Below are 23,777 nucleotides of genomic sequence, written 5' to 3' on the forward strand. Positions count from 1 at the left end.
CGGAAGCCGTCGACAACGCCCACATGGAGCATGCCCACCCCGCACACCCGGCCCTAGCCTGCGAAGAAAGATAGGTAAGCGTCCGAAAACGCACCGCCCGGACAGCCCGGGACCGCCCGGTACGCAAGATCATCAGGGAGCCCCCATGACCGCACTTCCGCAGGAGCGCCGCGTCGTCACCGCCATCCCCGGCCCGAAGTCGCAGGAGCTGCAGGCCCGCCGTACCGCCGTGGTCGCCCAGGGCGTGGGCTCCGTGCTGCCCGTGTTCACCGCGCGCGCGGGCGGCGGGATCATCGAGGACGTCGACGGCAACCGGCTCATCGACTTCGGTTCCGGTATCGCGGTGACGAGCGTCGGCGCCTCCGCCGAGGCCGTCGTCCGCCGTGCCTCCGCCCAGCTGGCCGACTTCACCCACACCTGTTTCATGGTCACCCCCTACGAGGGCTACGTGGAGGTCGCCGAGGCCCTCGCGGAGCTGACCCCGGGTGACCACGCCAAGAAGTCCGCGCTGTTCAACTCCGGCGCCGAGGCCGTCGAGAACGCCGTCAAGATCGCCCGCGCGTACACCAAGCGGCAGGCCGTGGTCGTGTTCGACCACGGGTACCACGGGCGCACCAACCTGACGATGGCGCTCACCGCCAAGAACATGCCCTACAAGCACGGCTTCGGGCCGTTCGCCCCCGAGGTGTACCGCGTGCCGGTGGCGTACGGCTACCGCTGGCCGACCGGCCCGGAGAACGCCGGCCCCGAGGCCGCCAAGCAGGCCATCGACCAGATCACCAAGCAGGTCGGCCCCGACAACGTCGCCGCGATCATCATCGAGCCGGTCCTCGGCGAGGGCGGCTTCATCGAGCCCGCCAAGGGCTTCCTGCCGGAGATCGTGAAGTTCGCCAACGACAACGGCATCGTCTTCGTCGCCGACGAGATCCAGTCCGGGTTCTGCCGTACGGGCCAGTGGTTCGCGTGTGAGGACGAGGGCATCGTGCCCGACCTGATCACCACCGCCAAGGGCATCGCCGGTGGCCTGCCGCTGGCCGCGGTGACCGGTCGCGCCGAGATCATGGACGCCGCGCACGCCGGTGGCCTGGGTGGTACCTACGGCGGCAACCCGGTGGCCTGCGCCGGTGCGCTCGGCGCCATCGAGACGATGAAGGAGCTGGACCTCAACGGCAAGGCCAAGCACATCGAGGAGGTCATGAAGGGTCGCCTCACCGCCATGGCCGAGAAGTTCGACATCATCGGTGACGTCCGTGGCCGGGGCGCGATGATCGCCATCGAGCTGGTCAAGGACCGCGCCACCAAGGAGCCGAACCCGGAGGCCACCGCCGCGCTCGCCAAGGCCTGCCACGCCGAGGGCCTGCTCGTCCTCACCTGTGGCACCTACGGCAACGTGCTGCGCTTCCTGCCGCCGCTGGTCATCGGCGAGGACCTGCTGAACGAGGGCCTCGACATCATCGAGCAGGCGTTTTCGCGCATCTGAGCGAGTGGTCCGCACCTCTGAAGGGTGCCTACGGCAGGCCGTGTGAAGAAGGTGTGCGGGGTGGATGACGGGACGCGATTCCGTCTGCCCAAGCGGCTCGGCCTGCCGTAGGTTCTACCGAGATGAGAGATACACCCCGCCCACAGGGGACTGTGGGCGATCTCAGGCCGGGGCCTCCCCAGCTTCGACCTGGTCGTGCCCTCGCGCACACAACCGGCGCCTGACGCCGGGATCTCCTCACCGATCGGACGGTCGCCGCCCCAAACCCCCCGGGGCGCGCGACGTTCCGGTCCGGACGGCCGCCCCGGAACCATCCCCCCCTGTTCCGGGGCGGCCGACCTCCTTCCGGCTTCCGGCCACGGGCTACCGGCGGACAAATTTCCGGCGGGCCTGTGCCCACCCCCACGCCGGCGGACCTGCGAAGCTGGGCCCGTGTCGACCTCAGCCCGCCACTCCCTGCTCCTCGGCCTCCCGGCCGTCCTCTTCGCCCTGCTCACCTGGCAGGTCGTCGACCACGGCCCGCTCCTGCGCCTGGACGCCCGCCTCAGCCGGGCCCTCGTCCATCCGGACCGGTTCTCCGAACTGCTGTCCGACCTCGGCGACATCCAGGTCGCCGTCCCCGTGCTCGCCGCGGCCCTCGGGTACGCGGCCTGGCGCGGACGGGACACCGGTATGGACCGGTGGTGGCTGCCGCCCCTCGCCGCGGCCGTCCTGATGGCGCTGGTGCCGGCGGTCGTCGTACCCCTCAAGGAGTGGACCGCGCGGCCGGGGACCCCCGTGATGCCCCCGGCCGTCGGCTACTTCCCGTCGGGTCATACGGCCACGGCCGCGACGGCGTACGGCTCCGCGGCCCTGATCCTGCTGTCCTGGCTGCGCTCGGCCGCCGCCCGCCGGACGCTGGTGGCCGTCGCCGGGGCCCTGGTCCTCGCGGTGTCGTTCGGCCTGGTCCGGCGGGGCTGGCACTGGCCGCTGGACGTGGTGGCCAGCTGGTGCCTGTGCACGGTGCTGCTGGCCACCCTGTCCCTCGTGCTCAGCCGAAGTAGGCGTCGAAGTTCTTCTGGAACTCCCAGTTCGAGTAGCGGTCCCAGTTCACCGACCAGGTCATCAGACCACGCAGGGCGGGCCAGCTCCCGTGGGGAGCGTACGAGCCGCAGTTCGTCCTCTTCGTCAGGCAGTCCAGGGTCTTGGTGACCTCGGACGGAGCCACATGGCCGTTTCCCGCGTTCGTCGACGCCGGCATGCCGATGGCGACCTGGTCGGGGCGCAGCGGCGGGAAGACGTTGTTCGCGTCGCCCGCGACCGGGAAGCCGGTGAGGAGCATGTCGGTCATGGCGATGTGGAAGTCGGCGCCGCCCATCGAGTGGTACTGGTTGTCCAGGCCCATGATCGGGCCCGAGTTGTAGTCCTGGACGTGCAGCAGGGTGAGGTCGTCGCGCAGGGCGTGGATGACCGGGAGGTACGCCCCGCAGCGCGGGTCCTGGCCGCCCCACTTGCCGGTGCCGTAGTACTGGTAGCCGTTCTGCACGAAGAAGGTCTCGGGCGCCATCGTCAGCACGAACTTCGCGCCGTACTTCGCCTTCAGGGTCTTCAGCGCCGAGATGAGGTTCACGACCACGGGCGTCGTGGGGTTCTTGAAGTCCGTGTCGTTCGCGTTCAGGGACAGCGAGTGGCCCTCGAAGTCGATGTCGAGGCCGTCGAGGCCGTACTCGTCGATGATCTTCGAGACGGAGGAGACGAAGGTGTCCCGCGCGGCCGCCGTGGTCAGCTGGACCTGGCCGTTCTGGCCGCCGATCGAGATCAGCACCTTCTTGCCGGCCGCCTGCTTGGCCTTGATCGCGGCCTTGAAGTCGGCGTCGCTCTCGACGTTCGGGCACTCGGTGACCGGGCAGCGGTTGAAGCGGATGTCGCCGGAGGTGGTCGAGGTGGGTTCGCCGAAGGCCAGGTCGATGACGTCCCAGCTGTCGGGGACGTCCGCGAGGCGGGTGTAGCCGGAACCGTTGGCGAAGCTCGCGTGGAGGTAGCCGACGAGGGCGTGGGCGGGCAGGTCGGCGGAGCCGCCACCGCCACCGGTACCTGTCGTCGCCATGACGACCGCGGACTTCGCGGACTCGCCGGCGTCGTTGCCCGCCGTGACCTGGAAGCTGTACGCCGTGGAGGCCGCGAGGCCGGTGACGGTCGCCGACGTACCGCTCACCGTCTGGACCCTGGCCCCGTCCCGGTAGACGGAGTAACTCGTGGCGCCGGTGACCGCCGACCAGGACAGGCCGACGGAGGACGAGGTGACGGCGGTGGTCCGCAGGCCGGCGGGCACGGCGGGCGGCTGTCCGGTACCGCTGCCGCCCGGGCCGACCAGGGAGATGTCGTCGGCGTAATACGCGCCGGTGCCGTACCAGCCGTGGGTGTAGATCGTGACCTTGGTGGTCGTGGCGCCGGTGCGGAAGGTGGTGCTGAGCTTCTGCCAGTCGGGGGCGGACTGGGTCCAGGTGGAGACGTCGGTGGTGCCGGTGCCGCTCGCGCCGAGGTAGACGTAGGAGCCGCGGACGTAGCCGGCCAGGGTGTACTGGGAGTCGGGCTGCACGGTCACCGTCTGCGCGCACTGGGCGTGGTCGCTGCCGGCCGGGGTGGCCTGCAGTGCGGAACTTCCGCTGTGCACAGGCGAGTTCACCGTCGTTCCGGCCGTGCAGGTCCAGCCGGTCAGTCCGGACTCGAAACCGCCGTTGCGGCTGACGTCCGCGTCGGCCGCACGGGCGGCCGACGAGAGCGCGGTGATGCCGGGCACCGCCAGCAGCGCGGCCGCGAGCAGGGCGAGGACGGTTCTGGGGCGTCCGGCGACGCGTACGCGTGGGGCGCGTTCCACAAAGACCTCCGGGGAGGGGGGAGTTGGAGGGGCGGAGCGCACTCAACTTGGTCCAGACCAATCTTCTTGTCAAGGTGTCCCGGCGCTACCCGCGTCCCTCCCCGTCCCTGGCCGGACCCGCCGCCGCCTCGTGCATCGCCAGTTCCAGCAGCGCGGGATCGGTCAGCGTGCCCGAGCCGTCCGGCGGAATCAGCCAGCGCACCCCCCGGGTCGCCCGGCCCGGGTACGGTACGACGATCCAGGTGCCGGATCCGGCGGTACGGATGCCGGTGCCGAGCCAGCGGGCCGCGGTGCCGGGCGGCACGAAGAACCCGACCCGACTGTCGCCGAAGTCGACGAGCACCGGGCCGGGTCGGTCGAGCACGCGGGTGAGTACGTCCAGGGTCGGGTAGCCGAGGCCGCCCGGCAGGATGAGGACGTCCCAGGCCTTGCCGGCGGGCAGCAGGGCGACCCCGAGGGGGCTGCGCTCCCATTCCCAGCGGCAGGCCTCGGGGTCCGGTGCGACGGATGCCAGCCATTCGACCGCCGTCTTCGCCCCAGTCATGAGCAGGCCTCCCTCTCTCTCGCGGACGCGGTTGCGTCACGGGGAGAGAGGGAGGCCGCGCGGCCGGCATTACGCGGGTTCCGACTCCTCTTTCGGGTGAGCCGGACCACGTGGCCACGCCCACTGCGGGCCCCTCCGGCATCGGCGCCGCCGTCGCGGTCGCGGCCGGCAGAACGACACCTCCGGTGACGAACGCGCCCGAGGCCACGACAGGCCGAGGTCGCTGACCTGGGCCTGTGTGCGCTGTAGCGGCTCAGCTGTCGAAGCCCAGCCCCAACCGGTCCATGGTCCGCAGCCACAGATTGCGGCGACCCCCGTGCGCGTCCGCACGGGCCAGGGACCACTTGGTGAGGGCGATGCCCGTCCAGGCGAAGGGTTCCGGCGGGAACGGCAGCGGCTTCTTGCGGACCATCTCCAGCTCGGTCCGCTCGGTGCGCTCGCCGTCCAGCAGGTCCAGCATCACGTCCGCGCCGAAGCGGGTCGCGCCGACGCCGAGGCCGGTGTAGCCCGCCGCGTACGCGACCTTCCCCTGGTGGGCGGTGCCGAAGAACGCCGAGAAGCGGGAGCAGGTGTCGATCGCGCCGCCCCAGGCGTGGGTGAAGCGGACGCCCTCCAGTTGCGGGAAGCAGGCGAAGAAGTGGCCCGCGAGCTTGGCGTACGTCTCCGGCCGGTCGTCGTACTCGGCTCGCACCCGGCCGCCGTAGTGGTGGATCGCGTCGTAGCCACCCCACAGGATGCGGTTGTCGGCGGAGAGCCGGAAGTAGTGGAACTGGTTGGCGCTGTCGCCCAGCCCCTGCCGGTTCTTCCAGCCGATCTCGGCCAGCCGGTCGGCGCTCAGCGGCTCGGTCATCAGCGCGTAGTCGTAGACCGGGACGGTGTACGAGCGGACGCGGCGCAGCAGGCTCGGGAAGATGTTCGTGCCGAGCGCGACCGTGCGGGCGCGGACCGCGCCGTAGGGCGTGCTGACGGCCATGCCGGCGCCGTACTGCTTCAGGGTGAGCGCCGGCGTGTGCTCGTACACGCGCACACCGAGCTTCAGGCACGCCTTCTTCAGGCCCCACGCCAGCTTCGCCGGGTGGAGCATGGCCACGCCCCGGCGGTCCCACAGGCCCGCTTCGAAGGTGGGCGAGTTCACCTGCTCGCGCACGGCGTCGGTGTCCAGGAACTCGATGCCGTCCGCGAGGCCCTTCTCCGTCAACTGCCGGTACCAGTCCCGCAGTTCCCAGGCCTGGTAGGTCTCGGTGGCGACGTCGATCTCGCCGGTGCGCTCGAAGTCGCAGTCGATGCCGTGCCGGGCGACCGCGGCCTCGATCCCGTCGAGGTTGCGCCGGCCCAGCTCCTCCAGCTTGTGGATCTCGCCGGGCCAGCGGGCGAGGCCGTTGGGCAGCCCGTGCGTGAGGGAGGCGGCACAGAATCCGCCGTTGCGGCCGGAGGCGGCCCAGCCCACCTCGCGGCCTTCCAGCAGCACCACATCGCGTTGCGGGTCGCGCTCTTTCGCGTTGAGCGCGGTCCACAGTCCGCTGTAGCCGCCGCCCACGACCAGCAGGTCGCAGGTCTCGGTGCCGGTGAGGGCGGGCTCGGCGGGTGGCTTGCCGGGGTCTTCCAGCCAGTACGAGACCGGCTGGGCTTCGGAAAGAGAGGAGATCCAGTTGTCTTTGCCACGGCTCATGGCGCTTGGGGCCATGATTTCAACTCCCTACAGGGGCTTATGCCTTTTGCTTGTTGCGGCGATTGGTGATGACCATCGAGGTCAGGACGAAGAGCACGGCGATGAGGAACATGGCCGTACCGATCACGTTGATCTGCACGGGTGTTCCGCGCTGCGCCGAACCCCACACGAACATGGGGAACGTGACGGTCGAGCCGGCGTTGAAATTGGTGATGATGAAATCGTCGAAGGACAGTGCGAACGACAGCAGCGCGCCCGCGGCGATCCCGGGTGCCGCGATGGGCAGGGTGACCCGCACGAAGGTCTGCACCGGGCCGGCGTACAGGTCCCGGGCGGCCTCCTCCAGGCGCGGGTCCATCGACATCACGCGGGCCTTGACGGCGGTGACGACGAAGCTGAGGCAGAACATGATGTGGGCGATCAGGATCGTCCAGAAGCCCAGCGGAGCACCCATGTTGAGGAAGAGGGTGAGCAGCGAGGCGGCCATGACGACCTCGGGCATCGCCATCGGCAGGAAGATCAGCGAGTTGACGGCACCCCGCGCCCGGAAGCGGTAGCGGACCAGCGCGAAGGCGATCATCGTGCCGAGGAGCGTGGCGCCGATCGTCGCCCACACGGCGATCTGGAGGCTGAGGGACAGCGAGCCGCACATGTCGGCGACGCCGCACGGGTCCTTCCAGGCGGCCGTCGAGAACTGCTGCCATTCGTAGTTGAAGCGCCCCTTCGGTTTGTTGAAGGAGAACACCGTGACGATGACGTTCGGCAGGAGGAGATAGGCGAGCGTGAAAAGGCCGGCGATGACGACGAGATGACGCTTGAACCAGGTGACGAAGGGCATTTAGACCAGATCCTCCGTCCCGGATCGGCGGATGTAGATCGTGACCATGGCCAGGATCGCGGCCATGAGGATGAAGGAGAGGGCGGCTGCCGTCGGATAGTCCAGAATCCGCAGGAACTGTGTCTGGATGACGTTGCCGATCATGCGGGTGTCGGTGGAGCCGAGGAGTTCGGCGTTGACGTAGTCACCGGCCGCCGGGATGAAGGTCAGCAGCGTGCCGGAGACCACGCCCGGCATCGACAGCGGGAAGGTGACCTTGCGGAAGGTGGTCCAGGGCTTGGCGTACAGGTCGCCGGCCGCCTCGTGCAGCCGCCCGTCGATCCGCTCCAGCGAGGTGTACAGCGGCAGGATCATGAACGGCAGGAAGTTGTACGTCAGACCGCAGACGACCGCCAGGGGCGTGGCGAGGACCCGGTCGCCGGCCGTCCAGCCGATCCAGCTGGTGAGGTCCAGGATGTGCAGCGAGTTCAGCGTGTGCACGACCGGGCCGTTGTCCGCGAGGATCGTCTTCCAGGCCAGGGTGCGGATCAGGAAGCTGGTGAAGAACGGGGCGATCACCAGGATCATGATCAGGTTCTTCCAGCGGCCCGCGCGGAAGGCGATCGTGTAGGCCAGCGGATAGCCGAGCAGCAGGCACAGGAGCGTCGCGGCGGCCGCGTACAACACCGAGCGGAGGAACTGCGGCCAGTACTCGGCGAGGGCGTCCCAGTAGGTCACCAAGTGCCAGGTGACCTTGTAGCCCTCCTCCAGGGAGCCCGTCTGCACGGACGTGGAGGCCTGGTAGATCATCGGCAGCGCGAAGAAGACGATCAGCCACAGCATGCCGGGCAGCAGCAGCCAGTACGGGGTGAACCGGCCGCGCTTGCGCGGGGCCTTCTTCTCGGGTTCGGCGGGGGCGAGGGGCGGGGGCGCCTCTTGCAGCGTCGACATGGTCAGGCGGCCTCTTCCTCGACGGTCTCCACGCCGGCGTCGATGTCCTGAGCCGCGTCCAGACCGAAGGTGTGGGCCGGGCTCCAGTGCAGGACCACCTCCGCGCCGGGGACGAGACGGCCGTCGCGCTCGACGTTCTGCACGTACACCGCGAGTTCGTCGCAGACCGGGCTGTCGATCACGTACTGCGTGGAGACGCCGATGAAGCTCGCGTCGGCGATCTTGCCGGTGAGGCGGTTGCGGCCCTCCGGGATCGAGCCCGCGTCGTCGGCGTGCGTGAGCGAGATCTTCTCCGGGCGGATGCCGACCAGCACCTTGCCGCCGGCCGTCGTCGGGGCGGAACATCGCGCCTCGGGCAGCACCAGCTTGCCGCCGCCCGCCTTGAGCACGATGTCGTCGCCGTTCTTCGTGTCGACCTCGGCCTCGATGAGGTTGGAGGTGCCGAGGAAGTTCGCGACGAACGTCGTCCGCGGGTTCTCGTACAGGTCGGTGGGCGCGCCGAGCTGCTCCACGCGGCCCGCGTTCATCACGGCGACGGTGTCGGCCATGGTCATGGCCTCCTCCTGGTCGTGCGTGACGTGGACGAAGGTGATGCCCACCTCGGTCTGGATGCGCTTGAGCTCCAGCTGCATCTGTCGGCGCAGCTTCAGGTCGAGGGCGCCGAGCGGCTCGTCGAGGAGGAGCACCTTCGGGTGGTTGATCAGCGCGCGGGCCACGGCGACACGCTGTTGCTGGCCACCGGAGAGCTGGTGCGGCTTCTTGCGTGCCTGCTCGCCGAGCTGGACCAGGTCCAGCATCTCCTCCACCTGCTTCTTCACGCTCTTGATGCCGCGCCGGCGCAGGCCGAAGGCGACGTTCTCGAAGATGTCGAGGTGCGGGAAGAGGGCGTAGGACTGGAACACCGTGTTGACCGGCCGTTTGTACGGCGGCAGGTGGGTGACGTCCTGGTCGCCGAGGCGCACGGTGCCGGAGGAGGGTTCCTCCAGTCCGGCGATCATGCGCAGGGTGGTGGTCTTGCCGCAGCCGGAGGCGCCGAGCAGGGCGAAGAAGGAGCCCTGCGGCACGGTCAGGTCCAGCGGGTGCACGGCGGTGAAGGCGCCGTAGGTCTTGGAGATACCGGAGAGGCGGACGTCGCCGCTGTTGTCTGTCTTCATCGTCGTCACGCCCCTGTGAGCTTCGCGAACTTCTCTTCGTAGGCCGTCTCTTCCTTCTGGCTCAGGGAGCGGAAGGCATGGGACTTCGCCTGCATGGCCTTGTCGGGAACGATCAGCGGGTTGTTCGCCGCGTCTTTGTCGATCTTCGCAAGGTAGGGCTTCACGCCGTCGACCGGCGTCACGTAGTTGATGTAGGCGGCGAGCGCGGCGGCCTGCTCGGGCTCGTAGTAGAAGTCGATGAGCCGCTCGGCGTTCGTCTTGTGACGTGCCTTGTTGGGGATGCACATGTTGTCGGTCGACGTCACGTAGCCGCTGTCCGGGATGATGAAGTCCACGTCCGGGCTGTCCGCCTTGAGCTGGACCACGTCGCCGGCCCAGGCGATGCAGGCCGCGAAGTCGCCCTTGGTGAGGTCGGACGTGTAGTCGTTGCCGGTGAAGCGGCGGATCTGCCCCTTGTCGACGGCCTTCTGCAGGCGGGCTATGGCCGCGTCGAAGTCGTCGTCGGTGAACTTCGACGGGTCCTTGCCCATGTCGAGCAGGGTCATGCCGATGGAGTCGCGCATCTCCGACAGGAAGCCGACGCGCCCCTTGAGTTCGGGGTTGTCGAGCAGGTCGGAGACCGACTTCACCTCGATGCCGTCCAGCGCCTTCCTGTTGTAGGCGATGACGGTGGAGATGCCCTGCCAGGGGTACGAGTACGCCCGCCCGGGGTCCCAGTCCGGGTCGCGGAACTGGGGCGAGAGGTTGGTGTACGCGTGCGGCAGGTTGGACGCGTCCAGTTTCTGGACCCAGCCGAGGCGGATGAGCCGGGCGGCCAGCCAGTCGGTGAGGACGATGATGTCGCGGCCGGTGTCCTGGCCCGCGGCGAGCTGCGGCTTGATCTTGCCGAAGAACTCGTTGTTGTCGTTGATGTCCTCGGTGTAGTTGACCGTGATGCCGGTCCGCCGCTGGAAGGTGTCGAGCGTCGGGTGGTGCTTGCCCTTGTCGTCGACGTCGATGTACTCGGTCCAGTTGGAGAAGTTCACCTTCTTCTCCTGGGCCGAGTGGTCCTCGGCGGACGTGCCGCCCTGCGTCTTGCCCGCCGCGGGGATCCCGCAGCCGCTCAGCGCCCCGAGTCCGCCGACCGCGAGCGCGCCGCCCGCGGACGCCCGCAGCAGCGAGCGGCGGGTCATGGCGGCCCTGCCGTTGCGCAGAGTGCGCCGCATGGCGGCCACTTGGGCCGGGGTCAGGCGGTCGGGCTCGTACTGCTCCATGCGCGTGGTGCCTTTCGGGAGGAATCGGCCTGGTCTCTGGCCTGGTCGGCTCTATCGGTCCCCGAAGATGGTGCGGTGCCAGTCCTTGCGGGCCACCGCGGTGTTGTCGAACATTACGTGCTTGACCTGCGTGTACTCCTCGAAGGAGTACGCCGACATGTCCTTTCCGAAGCCTGAGGCCCGGTAGCCGCCGTGCGGCATCTCGCTGATGATCGGAATGTGGTCGTTGATCCACACGCAGCCCGCCTTGATCTCGCGGGTGGCGCGGTTCGCCCGGTAGACGTTGCCGCTCCAGGCGGAGGCGGCCAGGCCGTACGGGGTGTCGTTGGCCAGCCGGATGCCTTCATCATCACCGTCGAACGGCAGTACGACCAGTACAGGGCCGAAGATCTCGGACTGGACGATCTCGCTGTCCTGCGCGGCGTCGGCGACCAGGGTGGGCCGGTAGTAGGCGCCGTCCTCGAGATCACCCTTCGGTGCCTCACCGCCGGTCACCACGCGCGCGTAGCCACGCGCGCGGTCCACGAAGCCGGCGACGCGGTCCCGCTGGGCGTGCGAGATGAGCGGCCCGAGGTCGGTGCCGGCCGCGAAGGGGTCACCGAGCCGTACGGTCTCCATCAGGGCGGCGGTCCGCTCCACGAACGCCTCGTACAGCGGGCGCTGCACGTACGCGCGCGTGGCGGCGGTGCAGTCCTGCCCGGTGTTGATGAGCGCACCGGCCACGGCGCCGTGGACGGCCGCCTCCAGATCGGCGTCGTCGAAGACGACGAAGGGGGCCTTGCCGCCCAGCTCCAGGTGGAGGCGCTTGACGGTGGCGGTGGCGATCTCGGCGACGCGCTTGCCGACAGGGGTGGACCCGGTGAACGAGGTCATGGCGACGTCCGGGTGACCGACCAGGTGCTCGCCGGCCTCCCTCCCGGTACCGGTGACGATGTTGACGACCCCGTCCGGGATACCGGCGTCCGTCGCGGCCTGGGCGAAGAGCAGCGAGGTGAGCGGCGTCAGCTCGGCCGGCTTCAGGACGATGGTGTTGCCGGCGGCGATCGCCGGGAGGATCTTCCAGGCGGCCATCTGGAGCGGATAGTTCCAGGGCGCGATGGATCCGACGACGCCGATGGGCTCGCGCCGGACGTACGAGGTGTGGTCGCCGGAGTACTCACCGGCGGACTGCCCCTGCAGGTGCCGGGCGGCACCGGCGAAGAAGGCGATGTTGTCGATGGTGCCCGGCACGTCGAACTCACGCGTGAGCTTCAGCGGCTTGCCGCACTGCAGGGACTCCGCGCGGGCGAAGTCCTCGGCGCGGTCGGCGAGCACGGCGGCGAACCGGTGCAGGGCGTCCGAGCGCTCGCCCGGGGTGGCCGAGGCCCAGCCCGGGAAGGCCTCGCGCGCGGCGGCGACGGCCGCGTCGACGTCGTCGGTGCCGGCCAGCTCGTAGGTGTACACCTCCGTACCGGTGGCAGGGTCGACCACGGCGTGGGTGCGGCCCGAGGTGCCCCTGGTGAGGCGGCCGGCGATGAACTGCGCGCCGTCCGCGAACCGGTCCTGCGCGGGGAATCGTTCCGGGGTGGCGGTGCCCGGGTTGTGCATGTCGCTCTCCTCCGCCGTTCGCCCCGTCCCGGGGGGTGGGTGGCGTAGCTCCAGCTCGATTTGAGTGCCGATCCTGACAGAGCAATAGACCTCCAACAAGTGATTCCGTTGTTGCCTTTTGGTTACGCGACGAAATCTGTCGACCAGGTGTCGAGTCGCGACGGAAAAGGGCGGACGGAGTGTCAGTGGTGCGTGCCAGACTCGCGTGCATGGGAAAGATCGACGGGATGGAAGCCCTGATCAGGGAGGTCCGGGCGGGGGCCCGGATCAAGTACCTCCCCTTCTGGGGACACCGGCCGCGTCCGGACGGCAGGATCGGCGCGAGCTGCCTGAGCCAGTGGTGGCCGTCACCGTTCGTGGTGGACGGTGTCGCGTACGCGACGGCCGAGCACTGGATGATGGCGGGCAAGGCCCGGCTGTTCGGGGACGCGGAGGCGGAGCGCCAGGTGCTGGCCGCGGAGCACCCCTCCCAGGCCAAGAAGGCGGGGCGGCTGGTCCGGGGCTTCGACGAGGCGACATGGGAGCGGGAGCGCTTCCGGATCGTGGTCGAGGGCAGCGTGCACAAGTTCGCGGCCGACGACGATCTCCGGGTGTTCCTGCTGGGCACCGGTGACCGGGTGCTGGTCGAGGCGAGCCCCGTGGACCGCGTCTGGGGCATCGGCCTCGCCGCGGACGACGAGGCGGCATCGGACCCCGAGCGCTGGCGCGGTCCGAACCTCCTGGGCTTCGCCCTGATGGAGGCCCGGGAAAGGCTGGCGGGCGCGGGCGCCTGACCCCCTGCCCCGGGATGGGGGGCGCCGGGCACGCCCGGCGCCGCCTCACCGACCGAACGCGATCCTCACCGACCGAACGCGATCCTCACAGGGCGAACGCGATGATGAAGGCGAACAGGCCCAGCACCAGCACGACGCCGGTGGCTCCGCAGATGAGCCCCGCCAGGGCCACACCCGGATTGGTGGCCTCGCCCCGGCCGGCCTTTCCACGGCCGATCGCGCCGAAGATGATCGCGAGGACGCCGAGCACCAGCGCCACCGGCCACGCCAGGAACCCGACCGACGCCAGGATGCCGAGCACCAGGGAGGCCGTGCCCAGGCCGTTGCTCGGGACCGGCTGCATACCGGGCCAGCCGTAGCCGTTCGCGACCGGGTAGGGGCTGCCGTACGGCGTCTGCGCCTGCCCCGGGTGACCGTAGGCCGTCGGGACGCCCGGGTATCCGTACGGCACCTGTCCCGGCCCGTCGGGCGCGATGGGCGGCGGAGGCACGGGGGCCGCTCCCCCGTGCTGCGCGGAGGGCGGCGCCGGCGGGGCGAAGGGGCCGCCGGCGGCCGCGGGGGCGGCCGGCGGGGCGTACGGGTTCGCCGCGGGTGCGGCGGCCGGCGGTGCGAAGGGGCCGGACGGCGGCGCGAACGGGTTCGCCGGGGTCGCGACGGAGTCGGCCGGACTGGCCCACGGGGCGGGCACGGCGTCGGCGGGGACGCCCGGGGCGGCCGGCAGCGACGTCAGCGTCTGCTGGTCGTGGACGGAGCCGGCGAGCTGCGCGGGGGCGGCGTCCTGGGGTGCCGCCGGTATCGCGTCCGCCGGTATCGCGTCCCCCACCGGCGCGTACGGCCGGCCCTGCGCCGGGACGGCACCCTGCGGCAGACCGGATGCCGGGGCCGCCGTCCGCTTGTCCAGGGACAGTCGAGGTGACGTCGGCGCTTCCCCGGTGGTCTGTTCCGGTGGTGTGGGCTGCGACACCTCGTCGGACATGCTGGAAGCCCCCTCTGCTGGACGTCCCGCCATGCTACGGGCAGCTCCGGGCGGCGCGGGCCGTGGGCCTACGATGATCCCGCGTCATCGATCAGCCGATCACCGCGCCCGCGCCGGACCTCGCGCCGCGGGCGCCCGTCCCGGGGAGGACCCCATGACCGCCGACAGCTCCGTACCCGCCACCGGCACCGCCGACCGCGATCTGCGGACCTTCATCGCCGGACTGCCCAAGGCCGAGCTGCACGTCCACCACGTCGGATCCGCCTCCCCGCGCATCGTCTCGGAGCTGGCCGCCCGCCACCCCGACTCCAAGGTCCCCACCGACGCCGAGGCCCTGGTCGACTACTTCACCTTCACCGACTTCGCGCACTTCATCGACGTGTACCTGTCGGTCGTCGACCTCATCCGCACCCCGGAGGACGTCCGGCTGCTCACCTACGAGGTGGCCCGTGACCTGGCCCGCCAGCAGGTGCGCTACGCCGAGCTGACCATCACCCCCTTCTCCTCCACCCGGCGCGGGATCGAGGAGACGGCGTTCATGGCCGCGATCGAGGACGCCCGCAAGGCGGCCGAGGCCGAGTTCGGCACCGTCCTGCGCTGGTGCTTCGACATTCCCGGCGAGGCCGGGCTGGAGTCCGCGGAGGAGACCGCGCGACTGGCCACCGACGACCGGATCCGCCCGGAGGGCCTGGTGTCGTTCGGGCTCGGCGGGCCCGAGATCGGCGTCCCCCGGCCGCAGTTCAAGCCGTACTTCGACCGGGCCATCGCCGCGGGGCTGCACTCCGTCCCACACGCCGGCGAGACGACCGGCCCGGAGACGGTGTGGGACGCGCTGAACGAGCTGCGGGCCGAGCGCATCGGGCACGGCACCAGCTCCGCGCGGGACCCCGAGCTGCTCGCCCATCTCGCCGAGCACCGCATTCCGCTCGAGGTCTGCCCGACCTCCAACATAGCCACGCGCGCGGTCCGCACGCTGGACGAGCACCCGATCAAGGAGTTCACGCGGGCCGGGGTACTGGTCACGATCAACTCGGACGACCCGCCGATGTTCGGCACCGACCTCAACAACGAGTACGCGGTGGCCGCCCGACTCCTGGACCTGGACGAGCGCGGCCTCGCCGACCTCGCGAAGAACGCCGTCGAGGCATCCTTCCTGGACGCGGGGGGCAAGGCGCGGATCGCGGCGGAGATCGACACCTACACCGCCACCTGGCTCGCCGTCTGACGCACCCCACAATGGGGCCATGCAGACCGTGACCGCCGTGGCCCACCGCGGCGACCCCTACCGCTTCCGCGAGAACACGATCGACTCGCTGCGTTCCGCGCTCGACCAGGGCGCGGACGCGGTCGAGGTCGACGTACGACTCACCCGTGACGGCGTCCCCGTGCTGCTGCACGACGAGACGCTGAAGCGGCTGTGGGAACTCGACCGGCCGCTGCGCGCGCTGTCCGCCGAGGAGTTGCGCGGGCTCACGGCGGGCGGCGTGCCGACGCTCGCGCAGGCGCTGGCCGCGACCGGGGACAGCAGGGTGATGGTGGATCTGTGCGGGCGGGTCGACCGCCGGTTCGTGGAGCGGGTCATGGACGTGGTCCGGCAGAGCGGGGCCGGGGAGCGCGTCTACTACTGCGCGGGCGCCGAGGCGATGCTCGCCGTCCGTGCCGCCGACCCGGCCGCCGAGATCGCCCTGACCTGGACGACCCTCGCCCCGCCCCGGCCCGCGCTGCTGGCCGCGGTACGCCCCCGCTCGCTCAACTACCGCTTCTCCCTGGTGAGCCGGGAGCTGGCGGCCCGCGTCCACCACGACGGCTGCCTCCTGTCCGTCTGGACCCCCGACACCCGCCGCTCCATGCGCCGCCTGCTGGACCTGGGCGTCGACTCGATCACGACGAACCGGATCGACGTCCTGCACGCCCTGCGGTCCCAGGGCGTCTAGGGGGTTTCGTTCGGACCCGGACTGATCCGAACGAAGCCCCCTAGGGCCCGTCGTCACCTTCCCGTCCGCCCCGCGGCTCCTCACGCCGCGGGCACCGGCGCGGCCCGCTCTGCGCCGACGGCCTCCAGCCGCTTGATCTTCTTGCGTACGACGTACAGCGGGACGACTCCGAAGATCCCGAAGGACATGTCGATCAGGCTCCACCAGAAGGGGATTCCCCGGACGGGACCGCAGACGAGGGCGAGCGGGACGATCCCGGCACAGGCGATCATCCCGAACTCGACCACCCAGATGTTGCGCACGGGGTCGCGGTAGGGGCCGTAGAAGGCGACCGCGATGACGAGGTGGGCGAACGCCAGCCAGTCCGTGCCGTAGAGGAGGAACGGGTACTCGGCGTCTGCGGTGTCCAGCCCGTCCCGCACCCGGGAGATCCACGCCATCAGCCCGGGCAGGTGCTCCGGCACGGACAGTGCGCGCAACGCGCTCTCGGTCCAGCGCAGTTCGTGGACCAGCGGGAAGGCGGTGGCCCCGCTGAGGACGAGGCACACGACGAAGAAGACCAGCCAGACGCGGATGCCCTTCAGCAGGGCGGCTCTGTCGCTCATGGCAGGAGCGTACGCCTGTAATTGAACGTGTTCAAAAGTGGGGTGTGCCCGCGGCGCGGGACGGCAATACGGTGTGCGGCATGAGCGACATCGACAACTACTGGTCCGCGCCGCCGGATCGCATGGTGCACGGCGGGATGGGCCGCTGCGACATCACGGTTCTGCAGCCCCCGTTCCGGGTGGACGCCCGCGGTCTCGCGGTCAACCGTCCCGACCGCGCACGGGAGTTCGCCCGGTCCTTCGGCACGGTCGAGGAGGTGCTGGAGGAACTGGGCACCCGACCGGCGAACGAAGTGCCGTATCCGGCGCAGCGGGCGGACCTCGATCTGGTCCTGGCCGGGGCGTGGGGGAACGTACTCGGGATCAGTGACCCCGCGCTCGCCGACAACGGCGACAACACGCCCCTGCTGTACGAGGTGGGCAGGCTGCGGGAGCGGTATCCGGACGCGCGGATCGTCGGCCGGGTGGAGGTCGACTGCGGCGAGTCCCACACCGAGGACATCGTGTGGCTGCCGGACGGTGCCCTGTTCCACGCCTCCGGCTGGCCCGGTATGGGCCCCTGGGAGCTGACCGGCGATCCGCACGCGGTCGCCGCCGCACTCGGGATCACGGAGCGGATGCTGGAGGACATCGACGTCGACCTGGACGCCGAGCCCGACGAGGTGGAGTGGGCCGACTTCGCGTCCCTGGCCCTGGGAGAGGCCGACCCGTGGCCCTGGCCCCAGCCCGTGGCGAGCGTGTTCCGGGTCCGGCACACCGAGACCTGCACCCGCCGCATGGAGCGGCTGTTCATCCCGGGCGACTGACAACGGCCCGTCCTCGGAAGCGGATTGACGCGCCGGCAGATTCTTATCTCCTTCTTACCTGCCGGCGCGGAGGTCTATGGTGGGGCGGGCGGCGCTCACGTCACGGGGGCCTCATGCGCCGCCCCATCACCCCCTCAACGCCCCCCACCACGAGGGAAGACACACCATCTTGAACAGAGCGCTGCACATACCGAAACGGTGGCGGCTGATCGCGCGCTTCACGGCCGCCCTCGGTCTTGCCGGGGCAGTGACCCTCACCGGGCTGCCCGGCATCCCGGTCGAGGACGCGTCCGCCGTTCCCACCTCGGCCAAGCTGAGACCGGGGACGGGGAAGCGCTGCGACGCCAAGCACCTGGGCAGGACGTACGACAAGACCCCGTCGAACTCCGGCTTCCCCACGAGCCCGGGGACCAACTTCGACAAGTGGAACGGGGACCCGAAGAACTTCAACTACCCGCTGCCGGGCAAGGCGTTCGACGGGCTGAAGGCGCCGACAGCGGCGGAGAAGACGAAGGCGCTGTCCAAGGACCCGGATCCGGAGAAGAACGTCCAGGCGTGGGAGGCCCAGGCCAAGGCGTCGGGGGACCCCGCCGACAAGGCGATGGAGATCTACGCCCGCTACCTCCAAAAGGCGCGTCCGCAGAGCTTCGAGCGCTGGTTCGACAAGATCTACATCCGCAACGAGATCAACAACAGCAAGGGCGCCTCGTTCGAGAGCCGTCTGGTCAAGGACTTCCAGCTCGTCGGTCCGGACTGGCTGTGCGAGGTCTACGTCGACATCTTCGACGAGAACGGCAAGCGGGTCGGCTGGCGCAAGTACGACGCGTACAACCAGCGCAGCAAGGAGTTCAACGAGTTCAAGACCAACAGTGAGCTGAGGCCCAAGCAGCTCGGGCAGGACCGGATCGTCGCGAAGTCCATGCCGGACCACACCTTCCGCTTCACCGGCGCGAAGAACTTCTCCGACGGCCAGCGCAAGAAGATCGACGCGTTCAACCGCGAGGTCGAGCAGATGCGGCCGGGCAAGACCAACCAGGTCCGCGGCTTCCAGCGGCAGTACAACCCGATCCCGCAGACCAAGCCGATCCGCGGCTACTCCCGCTACGACACCTGGTTCGCGCCCGGCTGCCAGGGCGGACCGGCCGGACAGGCCCAGCTCGCGGCCGCCGCGGGCAACTGCGGCACCCGCGGACCGCTCAACGACCGTGTCAACGGGTCGGGCCGCACCCTGAACGAGGCCAGGCAGATCCAGGCCGAGGCCCGCCGTCTCGACACCCGCGGCACCCTTCCGCGGGGCGGCCCGGGCGGCGTGGACTTCACCACCATCGAACTGCGCTATGTCGGCGGCCTCGCCAAGGGCAAGGGCATGCAGTACTCGATGAAGGCCGACATGGCGCCCGACCCGGACGCGAACCCGGGCTGGGGCGGGCAGGCGAAGATGCAGCTCGCGTCCGACGCGATGTTCACGTGGCTGGCGCTGACCCCGGACAAGTTCTGGGTCAACCTGAACCCGGACGAGCCCGACCGCATCATGGACTCCAAGTTCGCCGCCACCGACGCCGGCCGGGTCCTGCTGGAAGCCGACCTTCAGATGAAGCACGACTTCTACCAGGCCATGGACCCCAAGACCGACCTCGGCAAGCGGTACTGGGCGGCCCTGCCCAAGGTGAACGGCTACCCGTGCATGCCGGGTCTGCGGAACTGGATCGAGCCCAAGCCGGCCCAGGTGCGTGAGCAGGACGGCGGCATCTACATCCTGGACGCCCCGCTGGCGCTGAAGTCGACCGCTCAGAAGACCGTCACCCAGGGTCCGGGCGAGCCGATCTGCGACCCCGACGAGGCACAGATCAAGGCCGCCCAGAAGGTCGTCGACTCGATGATCGTGCCCGCGGTCGAGAAGACCATCAACACGGCCCCGCAGTACGCCGACCTGCGCCGCGTCTACACCTCCCGTGTCGCCGCGGAGTGGATCCGGCAGCAGGACGCGAAGAAGCCGACCGACTTCCGGCCCATCATCGACAGCAACGACGTGAAGCGGTGGCCGCTGCGCGCGCCCAACCAGAACTGGGACAAGAACGAACTCTTCCAGCGCTACCGGAAGATCTACACCGACGGCGAGTTCACCTACCAGATCGACACCGACCACGGTGTCCAGGTGTACATCGTCGGCGGTGTCGACTTCTCCAAGCAGCCCAAGCGGAACATCAGCCGGACCCGCTTCAACGTCGAGAACCGCACCCTGGACACGACCACCCGGACGTCCATGAAATCGGACGACACCTCCTACCGGGACACCGACATCCTCTATCTGGGGGGTGACTCCTCCGGCGACACCAGCGGAGGCGGCGGCGACCCTACGCCGACCCCGACCCCGACCCCGACGTCCCCGGCGCCCACCGGGCAGCCCACCCCCAGTGAAACCCCGACGCCCCAGCCGTCGGTCAGCCACTCCGGGGGCTCCACGCCGGCACCCACCGGCAGCCCGCAGGACCCCGACGGCGACCTCGCCCACACCGGGTCCGACACCCCCGTCGGCCTGATCGTGGGCGTCGCCGCCGCGGTGATCGTCGCCGGTGCGGGCCTGGTGTGGTGGATGCGCCGCCGCGGATCCGCCTCCGAGTGACCCGAGCGGGGCAGCCGTCCCCGGGCCGGGGCCCCACCTTCGCATGCCGAGGGTGGGGCCCCGGCGGCTTGTTCCGCCTCTTTGCCATGTGCCGAGTTGTCTCAACTTTGCACTGAACCCCTGCCCACGTTGGTAGCACGTGCGTACGAAGTGTTTAGCTGGTCTTTGCTGTGAATGCTGAAGCGCCGAACACCACGGGGGATCACGGGACATGGGCATCATGCTGCCGGACATCGTCGACCAGGCACTCGGCCTTGCGGGCATCGACTGGCCGAACGTGGACGAGGACGACTACACGGAGATGGCCGACTCGCTCCGTGAGTTCGCGGACAAGTTCGAGGGCCACGGCGGCGACGCACACAAGGCGATCACGCGGATCCTCAGCTCCTCGGAGGGCTGGGCGGTCGACTCCATGGAGCAGCACTGGTCGTACGTGAAGGCCAGTCACCTGGAGAAGATCCCGGATGTGGCGCGGACGTTCGCGTTCGTGTGTGACCGGATCGCCGAGATCATCATCGCGATGAAGACGAAGGCGGCGGTCGAGCTGAGCGTTCTCGCCGGGACCATCGTCGCCGAACTCGCCGCGTCCGGGGTCACCTTGGGCATTTCGGCTGCTGCCGCCGCGGGCGAGGTCATCCTGATGCGGCAGCTCGTGAAGAAGCTGGTGAAGGAGGCGATCCAGGAGATCGTCGCGGAGATCGCCGCCAAGCTGGCGGAGCCGGTCACGGCGAAGCTGGAAGAGCTCGCCGCCGATGCGGCGCTCGATCTGGCCGAGAGTGCGTTCCATCCCGGCGGCGGGGGCCACGGCACTCCGGGTGGCATGACCCTTGCTTCCGCGGGCGGCGGGAGCGGTGGCGGCGGTGCGGTCAAGCGGACCCGTATCGACCATGCCGAGTTCGAGGACGGCGCCGGCAAGGTCTCCCTGCACGGCGTGGACCTCGGCGGCAAGGCCCACATCCACCTGGGCAAGGCGAAGGGCGCGTTCGGCCGGACGAAGGGCCGGGACGGGTTCACCAAGACCTTCGACCATGCCCTGGAGAAGGCGCTCGACGCTGCCACCAAGTCGGTCACCCGTACGGCCAAGCACGTCAGCGACGAGATCCCGCAGCGCGTGAAGGCCGCCTCCCGGCTCCACAAGGAAAACGACCACAAGATCGGCAAGCAGGCCGACGACATCGACGTGAACAAGGTCGATTCGCACGGTGCGGCGGGCGGTGGCGGTGGCGGAGGGGGCGGCGGGAACGGCGGTGGCGGCGGAGGGGGCGCCGGGAACGGTCCTCGGCGCATGAACCCGCAGCCCGGCTGGCACGGCAGAAGCGCCGGTCAGATGCGCCACTACCGCCGTGACGCGATGCAGGTCGATCACCTCAGCCCGGAAGATCAGCGCCGGGCGCTGATCCAGGAGGCGAAGGACCTGGCGGACGACGCACAGAAGGCCCCCAACGGTCCGGACGGGCAGCCCGTGCCGAGTAAGGGCAGGATCAAGCAGGGGTGTTCGGGAGCCTTGCTGCACGAAGGGATCCTGACGGGACATTCCAGTGTGTCGAAGCTGAAGAAGAATCCGCAGAACCCGGAACCGCAAGAGAAGCTGGATACGCATCCCGCCCTGCAGTCCGTCCTGGACGACGTCAAACGACAGGTCCAGGCTGAGGGTACGGATGTGGGGGTCGGGCACGGACAGTGCGCTGAAGTGGCCTTGATATCCGACCGATTGCACGCCATATCGGAGCGTGACGGTGTCGACATACGGAGCGCCGAGGACATCAGGAGAGTGATGGACGGGGCTCAGGTGCATACGCGGCAGACCGGCAATATGAACCCGGACAAGCCCGGATATGTGGCTCACGGAGAATACAAGAAGCCCTGCCCCTCCTGCGAGCGTATGCTGCCGCTCGTCGGTGTCACGGCCGTTTAACCGAAAGAGGACGATAACCATGCGCGTATTGGAGTCACCCGAGGCGGTGGATGCCTGGCTGTCGACAGCCGGGTGGTACCCGGGGCGCCGGTGTGACGACCTCGCCGCCACCGAGATCGAATTCGCCCGGGCGTCATTCCGTAATGACGGCGGCAGCCTTGAAGTCATCGAGCCCGCGCTCGAATTCCTGCGTGAGCACGTCGGTCTTGTGGCGCTCCGGCGCGCCTCTACCGACGACAGGGTGGAGTTCAATCCGCGCCTCATGTACCGGGGCGCAGCGGAAGACGTTCAGGAACTCGCCGACGGACTGGGGAAGAAAGTCTTCCCCGTCGCGCACGACACATACGACGGCGGCACGATCCTCATGGACGAAGCGGGGCGGTTCTTCTACCTGCATCACAGCGGCGAGTACTTCCTCGGAAATGACAAGTACTCGGCGTTCATGAGTTACTCGCGTGGCTATCCGCTCGACTACGCGGAGGACTACTATGCCTGAGCATGTTCCGATGACCGCCGCGTCCTTGCTGGTGAACGGCAAGATCTTCAGTCAGACCGACCTCGACGCGGATTCGGACCCGGATCTGCATCCTGCGGTTTCCGAGTTTTTCCAGCAGCTTCCTGCCGCGCAGCGGGAACCGTTCATGGGTTACTGCGCGGAGTCGGCGTTGATCTCCGACCAACTGTGGGGCCTGGACCAGGAGCGGGCGAACGGGGGGTCGACGACGCTCGACGAGGCGATGGAGCACTTCGCGGGCTCGGCCCTGGTGTCGAGGAAGATTCGCCCGGCCGGTGATCCCGAGCACGGCCGCCCCGCGGAACCCTGCCACTCGTGCGCCGCCCTGATGGAGCGGCTGGGTATCGAATCGGTGGTCGAGTGACGCAGCGCCGGCGGGCCGCGGAGCGGATCGGTTGGACCGAGGGCAGGAACGTGGAGCAGGACGCGATGCGTGCGGCGCTGCGGCTTGCCGCGATGGCGGAGGGCTACGGGGTGGCTCTCACGCTCTTCCCCGCCGCGAAATCCTTTCTGAACGAGTTCTACGGCCTCGCTCATCAGCCGGTGGAACCGGGCCGCGAAGTGGCAGTCAGCGGATTTTCCATCGACCCGGAGAAGACCAGGTACCAGCTCGTTCGGCTGAGCCGCCTGTCCGCCGAACTCCGCATCGGCTTGTTCCCGGTCGGTGTCACGGAGAACGACTCGGTACTCGCTGTAGGTGAGGAGGGGCAGCTTCTCTCTTTCGGTCTCGGTGGCTCCTGGCACGTGGGGGACAGTGCGCTCCAGGGCGTCGAGAACATGATCTCCGGGATGGCTCCGCGCAGGCTCCGCGAAACCGAGCACGCCTGGGACGTGAAGCCGGCTGCGGCCGCCGGCCCCGTCGTCAAAGCCGTGCAGGCAGCGCTGACAGCTGTGTACGTGTTGCACCATCACGGTCTTTACAGCGCCAGGAGTGTCCGCCTGACGCTGACCAGCCTGCGCGGCAGCGGGGTCGAGGTAGCCCAGCGGTCGATCGGCATACCGAAGGGTCTCCTGGATGAGGCACTGGCGCCGATCGTTCGTGATGTGGAGGAAGTCCTCGCGGCCCACGCCGACGGCGCGGGCTGTGAGGTGAAACTGGCTGTGGAGGTGCCCGGCGCGACCGCGAAGACCTCGGCCGGTCTGGTCCGGTTCTCGGCCCGGTTCGGGCATATCGCCATGCAGGCCGACGCCCTCGAGGTCGGCCTCCGCGTCGGAGCGGGTGCGCAGACCGGCAGCGTTCACGCACGAGTCGTAGACGCTTTGCACGATCTGCAGCGGATGTCGTGAGGGGGCGAGGCTCTGCCGGGGGGCTTGATCGA

The 23,777-nt window shown here is 69.5% G+C and carries 20 protein-coding genes and 1 pseudogene; 11 read left to right on the forward strand and 10 right to left on the reverse strand.

The window, feature by feature from the left end; genetic code table 11:
- The first annotated feature begins 145 nt into the window (after positions 1-145).
- Both gabT and ACZ5CW_RS22225 read left to right on the forward strand, forming a co-directional pair.
- Positions 146-1,480 carry a 4-aminobutyrate--2-oxoglutarate transaminase gene (gabT, locus tag ACZ5CW_RS22220; protein ID WP_468603925.1) on the forward strand — a complete coding sequence of 445 codons (1,335 nt, stop codon included), beginning with the start codon at positions 146-148 and terminating at the stop codon, positions 1,478-1,480.
- A gap of 432 nt (positions 1,481-1,912) precedes the next feature.
- A pseudogene (locus ACZ5CW_RS22225) lies at positions 1,913-2,569 on the forward strand (phosphatase PAP2 family protein); the annotation flags it as partial.
- Here ACZ5CW_RS22225 and ACZ5CW_RS22230 read toward each other — a convergent pair.
- The 8 genes from ACZ5CW_RS22230 to ACZ5CW_RS22265 all read right to left on the reverse strand — a co-directional run bounded on the left by ACZ5CW_RS22230 (position 2,511) and on the right by ACZ5CW_RS22265 (position 12,312).
- Complete coding sequence (locus tag ACZ5CW_RS22230; protein WP_468603927.1) at positions 2,511-4,337, reverse strand: chitinase; 1,827 nt, start codon at positions 4,335-4,337, stop codon at positions 2,511-2,513. The pseudogene ACZ5CW_RS22225 and the gene ACZ5CW_RS22230 overlap by 59 nt on opposite strands.
- Positions 4,338-4,422: 85 nt before the next feature.
- A complete protein-coding gene (locus tag ACZ5CW_RS22235) occupies positions 4,423-4,881 on the reverse strand; it encodes a hypothetical protein (protein WP_468603929.1) in 459 nt (152 codons plus the stop codon).
- 253 nt (positions 4,882-5,134) lie between these two features.
- Complete coding sequence (locus ACZ5CW_RS22240; RefSeq protein WP_468603931.1) at positions 5,135-6,565, reverse strand: NAD(P)/FAD-dependent oxidoreductase; 1,431 nt, start codon at positions 6,563-6,565, stop codon at positions 5,135-5,137.
- 22 nt (positions 6,566-6,587) lie between these two features.
- Positions 6,588-7,388 carry an ABC transporter permease gene (locus tag ACZ5CW_RS22245; protein WP_468603933.1) on the reverse strand — a complete coding sequence of 267 codons (801 nt, stop codon included), beginning with the start codon at positions 7,386-7,388 and terminating at the stop codon, positions 6,588-6,590.
- The gene (locus ACZ5CW_RS22250; RefSeq protein WP_468603935.1) at positions 7,389-8,318 is read right to left on the reverse strand and encodes an ABC transporter permease; all 930 of its coding nucleotides are present in this window, start codon (positions 8,316-8,318) and stop codon (positions 7,389-7,391) included.
- Between the two features lie 2 nt (positions 8,319-8,320).
- Positions 8,321-9,481 (reverse strand): ABC transporter ATP-binding protein, encoded by a 1,161-nt coding sequence (locus ACZ5CW_RS22255; RefSeq protein WP_468603937.1) that lies wholly within the window; start codon positions 9,479-9,481, stop codon positions 8,321-8,323.
- A complete protein-coding gene (locus tag ACZ5CW_RS22260; RefSeq protein ID WP_468603939.1) occupies positions 9,478-10,725 on the reverse strand; it encodes a polyamine ABC transporter substrate-binding protein in 1,248 nt (415 codons plus the stop codon). Before ACZ5CW_RS22260 ends, ACZ5CW_RS22255 begins: the two co-directional genes overlap by 4 nt.
- Positions 10,726-10,776: 51 nt before the next feature.
- The gene (locus tag ACZ5CW_RS22265; protein ID WP_468603941.1) at positions 10,777-12,312 is read right to left on the reverse strand and encodes a gamma-aminobutyraldehyde dehydrogenase; all 1,536 of its coding nucleotides are present in this window, start codon (positions 12,310-12,312) and stop codon (positions 10,777-10,779) included.
- Between the two features lie 209 nt (positions 12,313-12,521).
- Here ACZ5CW_RS22265 and ACZ5CW_RS22270 point away from each other — a divergent pair, with 209 nt between their 5' ends.
- Entirely contained in the window at positions 12,522-13,085 is a 564-nt protein-coding gene (locus tag ACZ5CW_RS22270) for an NADAR family protein (RefSeq protein WP_468603943.1), read from the forward strand.
- 85 nt (positions 13,086-13,170) lie between these two features.
- On the opposite strand, the gene ACZ5CW_RS22275 is transcribed toward ACZ5CW_RS22270, so the two are convergent.
- Positions 13,171-14,061: a DUF4190 domain-containing protein gene (locus ACZ5CW_RS22275; RefSeq protein WP_468603945.1), complete on the reverse strand. Its 891-nt coding sequence runs from the start codon at positions 14,059-14,061 to the stop codon at positions 13,171-13,173.
- Between the two features lie 154 nt (positions 14,062-14,215).
- Here ACZ5CW_RS22275 and ACZ5CW_RS22280 point away from each other — a divergent pair, with 154 nt between their 5' ends.
- Positions 14,216-15,286 carry an adenosine deaminase gene (locus ACZ5CW_RS22280; protein ID WP_468603947.1) on the forward strand — a complete coding sequence of 357 codons (1,071 nt, stop codon included), beginning with the start codon at positions 14,216-14,218 and terminating at the stop codon, positions 15,284-15,286.
- A 19-nt stretch (positions 15,287-15,305) separates the two neighbouring features.
- Positions 15,306-15,995 (forward strand): glycerophosphodiester phosphodiesterase, encoded by a 690-nt coding sequence (locus ACZ5CW_RS22285; protein ID WP_468603949.1) that lies wholly within the window; start codon positions 15,306-15,308, stop codon positions 15,993-15,995.
- Between the two features lie 80 nt (positions 15,996-16,075).
- Here ACZ5CW_RS22285 and ACZ5CW_RS22290 read toward each other — a convergent pair whose 3' ends face one another.
- Positions 16,076-16,600 carry a hypothetical protein gene (locus ACZ5CW_RS22290; RefSeq protein ID WP_468603951.1) on the reverse strand — a complete coding sequence of 175 codons (525 nt, stop codon included), beginning with the start codon at positions 16,598-16,600 and terminating at the stop codon, positions 16,076-16,078.
- A gap of 80 nt (positions 16,601-16,680) precedes the next feature.
- On the opposite strand from ACZ5CW_RS22290, the gene ACZ5CW_RS22295 reads away from it, so the two are divergent.
- The 6 genes from ACZ5CW_RS22295 to ACZ5CW_RS22320 all read left to right on the forward strand — a co-directional run bounded on the left by ACZ5CW_RS22295 (position 16,681) and on the right by ACZ5CW_RS22320 (position 23,745).
- Positions 16,681-17,406: a DUF6333 family protein gene (locus ACZ5CW_RS22295; protein WP_468603953.1), complete on the forward strand. Its 726-nt coding sequence runs from the start codon at positions 16,681-16,683 to the stop codon at positions 17,404-17,406.
- A 169-nt stretch (positions 17,407-17,575) separates the two neighbouring features.
- The gene (locus ACZ5CW_RS22300; protein WP_468603955.1) at positions 17,576-20,029 is read left to right on the forward strand and encodes an LAETG motif-containing sortase-dependent surface protein; all 2,454 of its coding nucleotides are present in this window, start codon (positions 17,576-17,578) and stop codon (positions 20,027-20,029) included.
- A gap of 211 nt (positions 20,030-20,240) precedes the next feature.
- The gene (locus ACZ5CW_RS22305; protein ID WP_468603957.1) at positions 20,241-21,944 is read left to right on the forward strand and encodes a YwqJ-related putative deaminase; all 1,704 of its coding nucleotides are present in this window, start codon (positions 20,241-20,243) and stop codon (positions 21,942-21,944) included.
- 19 nt (positions 21,945-21,963) lie between these two features.
- Entirely contained in the window at positions 21,964-22,440 is a 477-nt protein-coding gene (locus ACZ5CW_RS22310) for an SUKH-3 domain-containing protein (RefSeq protein WP_468603959.1), read from the forward strand.
- A 10-nt stretch (positions 22,441-22,450) separates the two neighbouring features.
- Positions 22,451-22,822: a YwqJ-related putative deaminase gene (locus ACZ5CW_RS22315; RefSeq protein WP_468603961.1), complete on the forward strand. Its 372-nt coding sequence runs from the start codon at positions 22,451-22,453 to the stop codon at positions 22,820-22,822.
- Positions 22,819-23,745: an SUKH-3 domain-containing protein gene (locus ACZ5CW_RS22320; RefSeq protein WP_468603963.1), complete on the forward strand. Its 927-nt coding sequence runs from the start codon at positions 22,819-22,821 to the stop codon at positions 23,743-23,745. The genes ACZ5CW_RS22315 and ACZ5CW_RS22320 overlap by 4 nt, the downstream gene beginning before the upstream one ends.
- The last annotated feature ends 32 nt before the right edge of the window (positions 23,746-23,777 follow it).

This window comes from Streptomyces sp. NPDC031379, assembly GCF_055569615.1.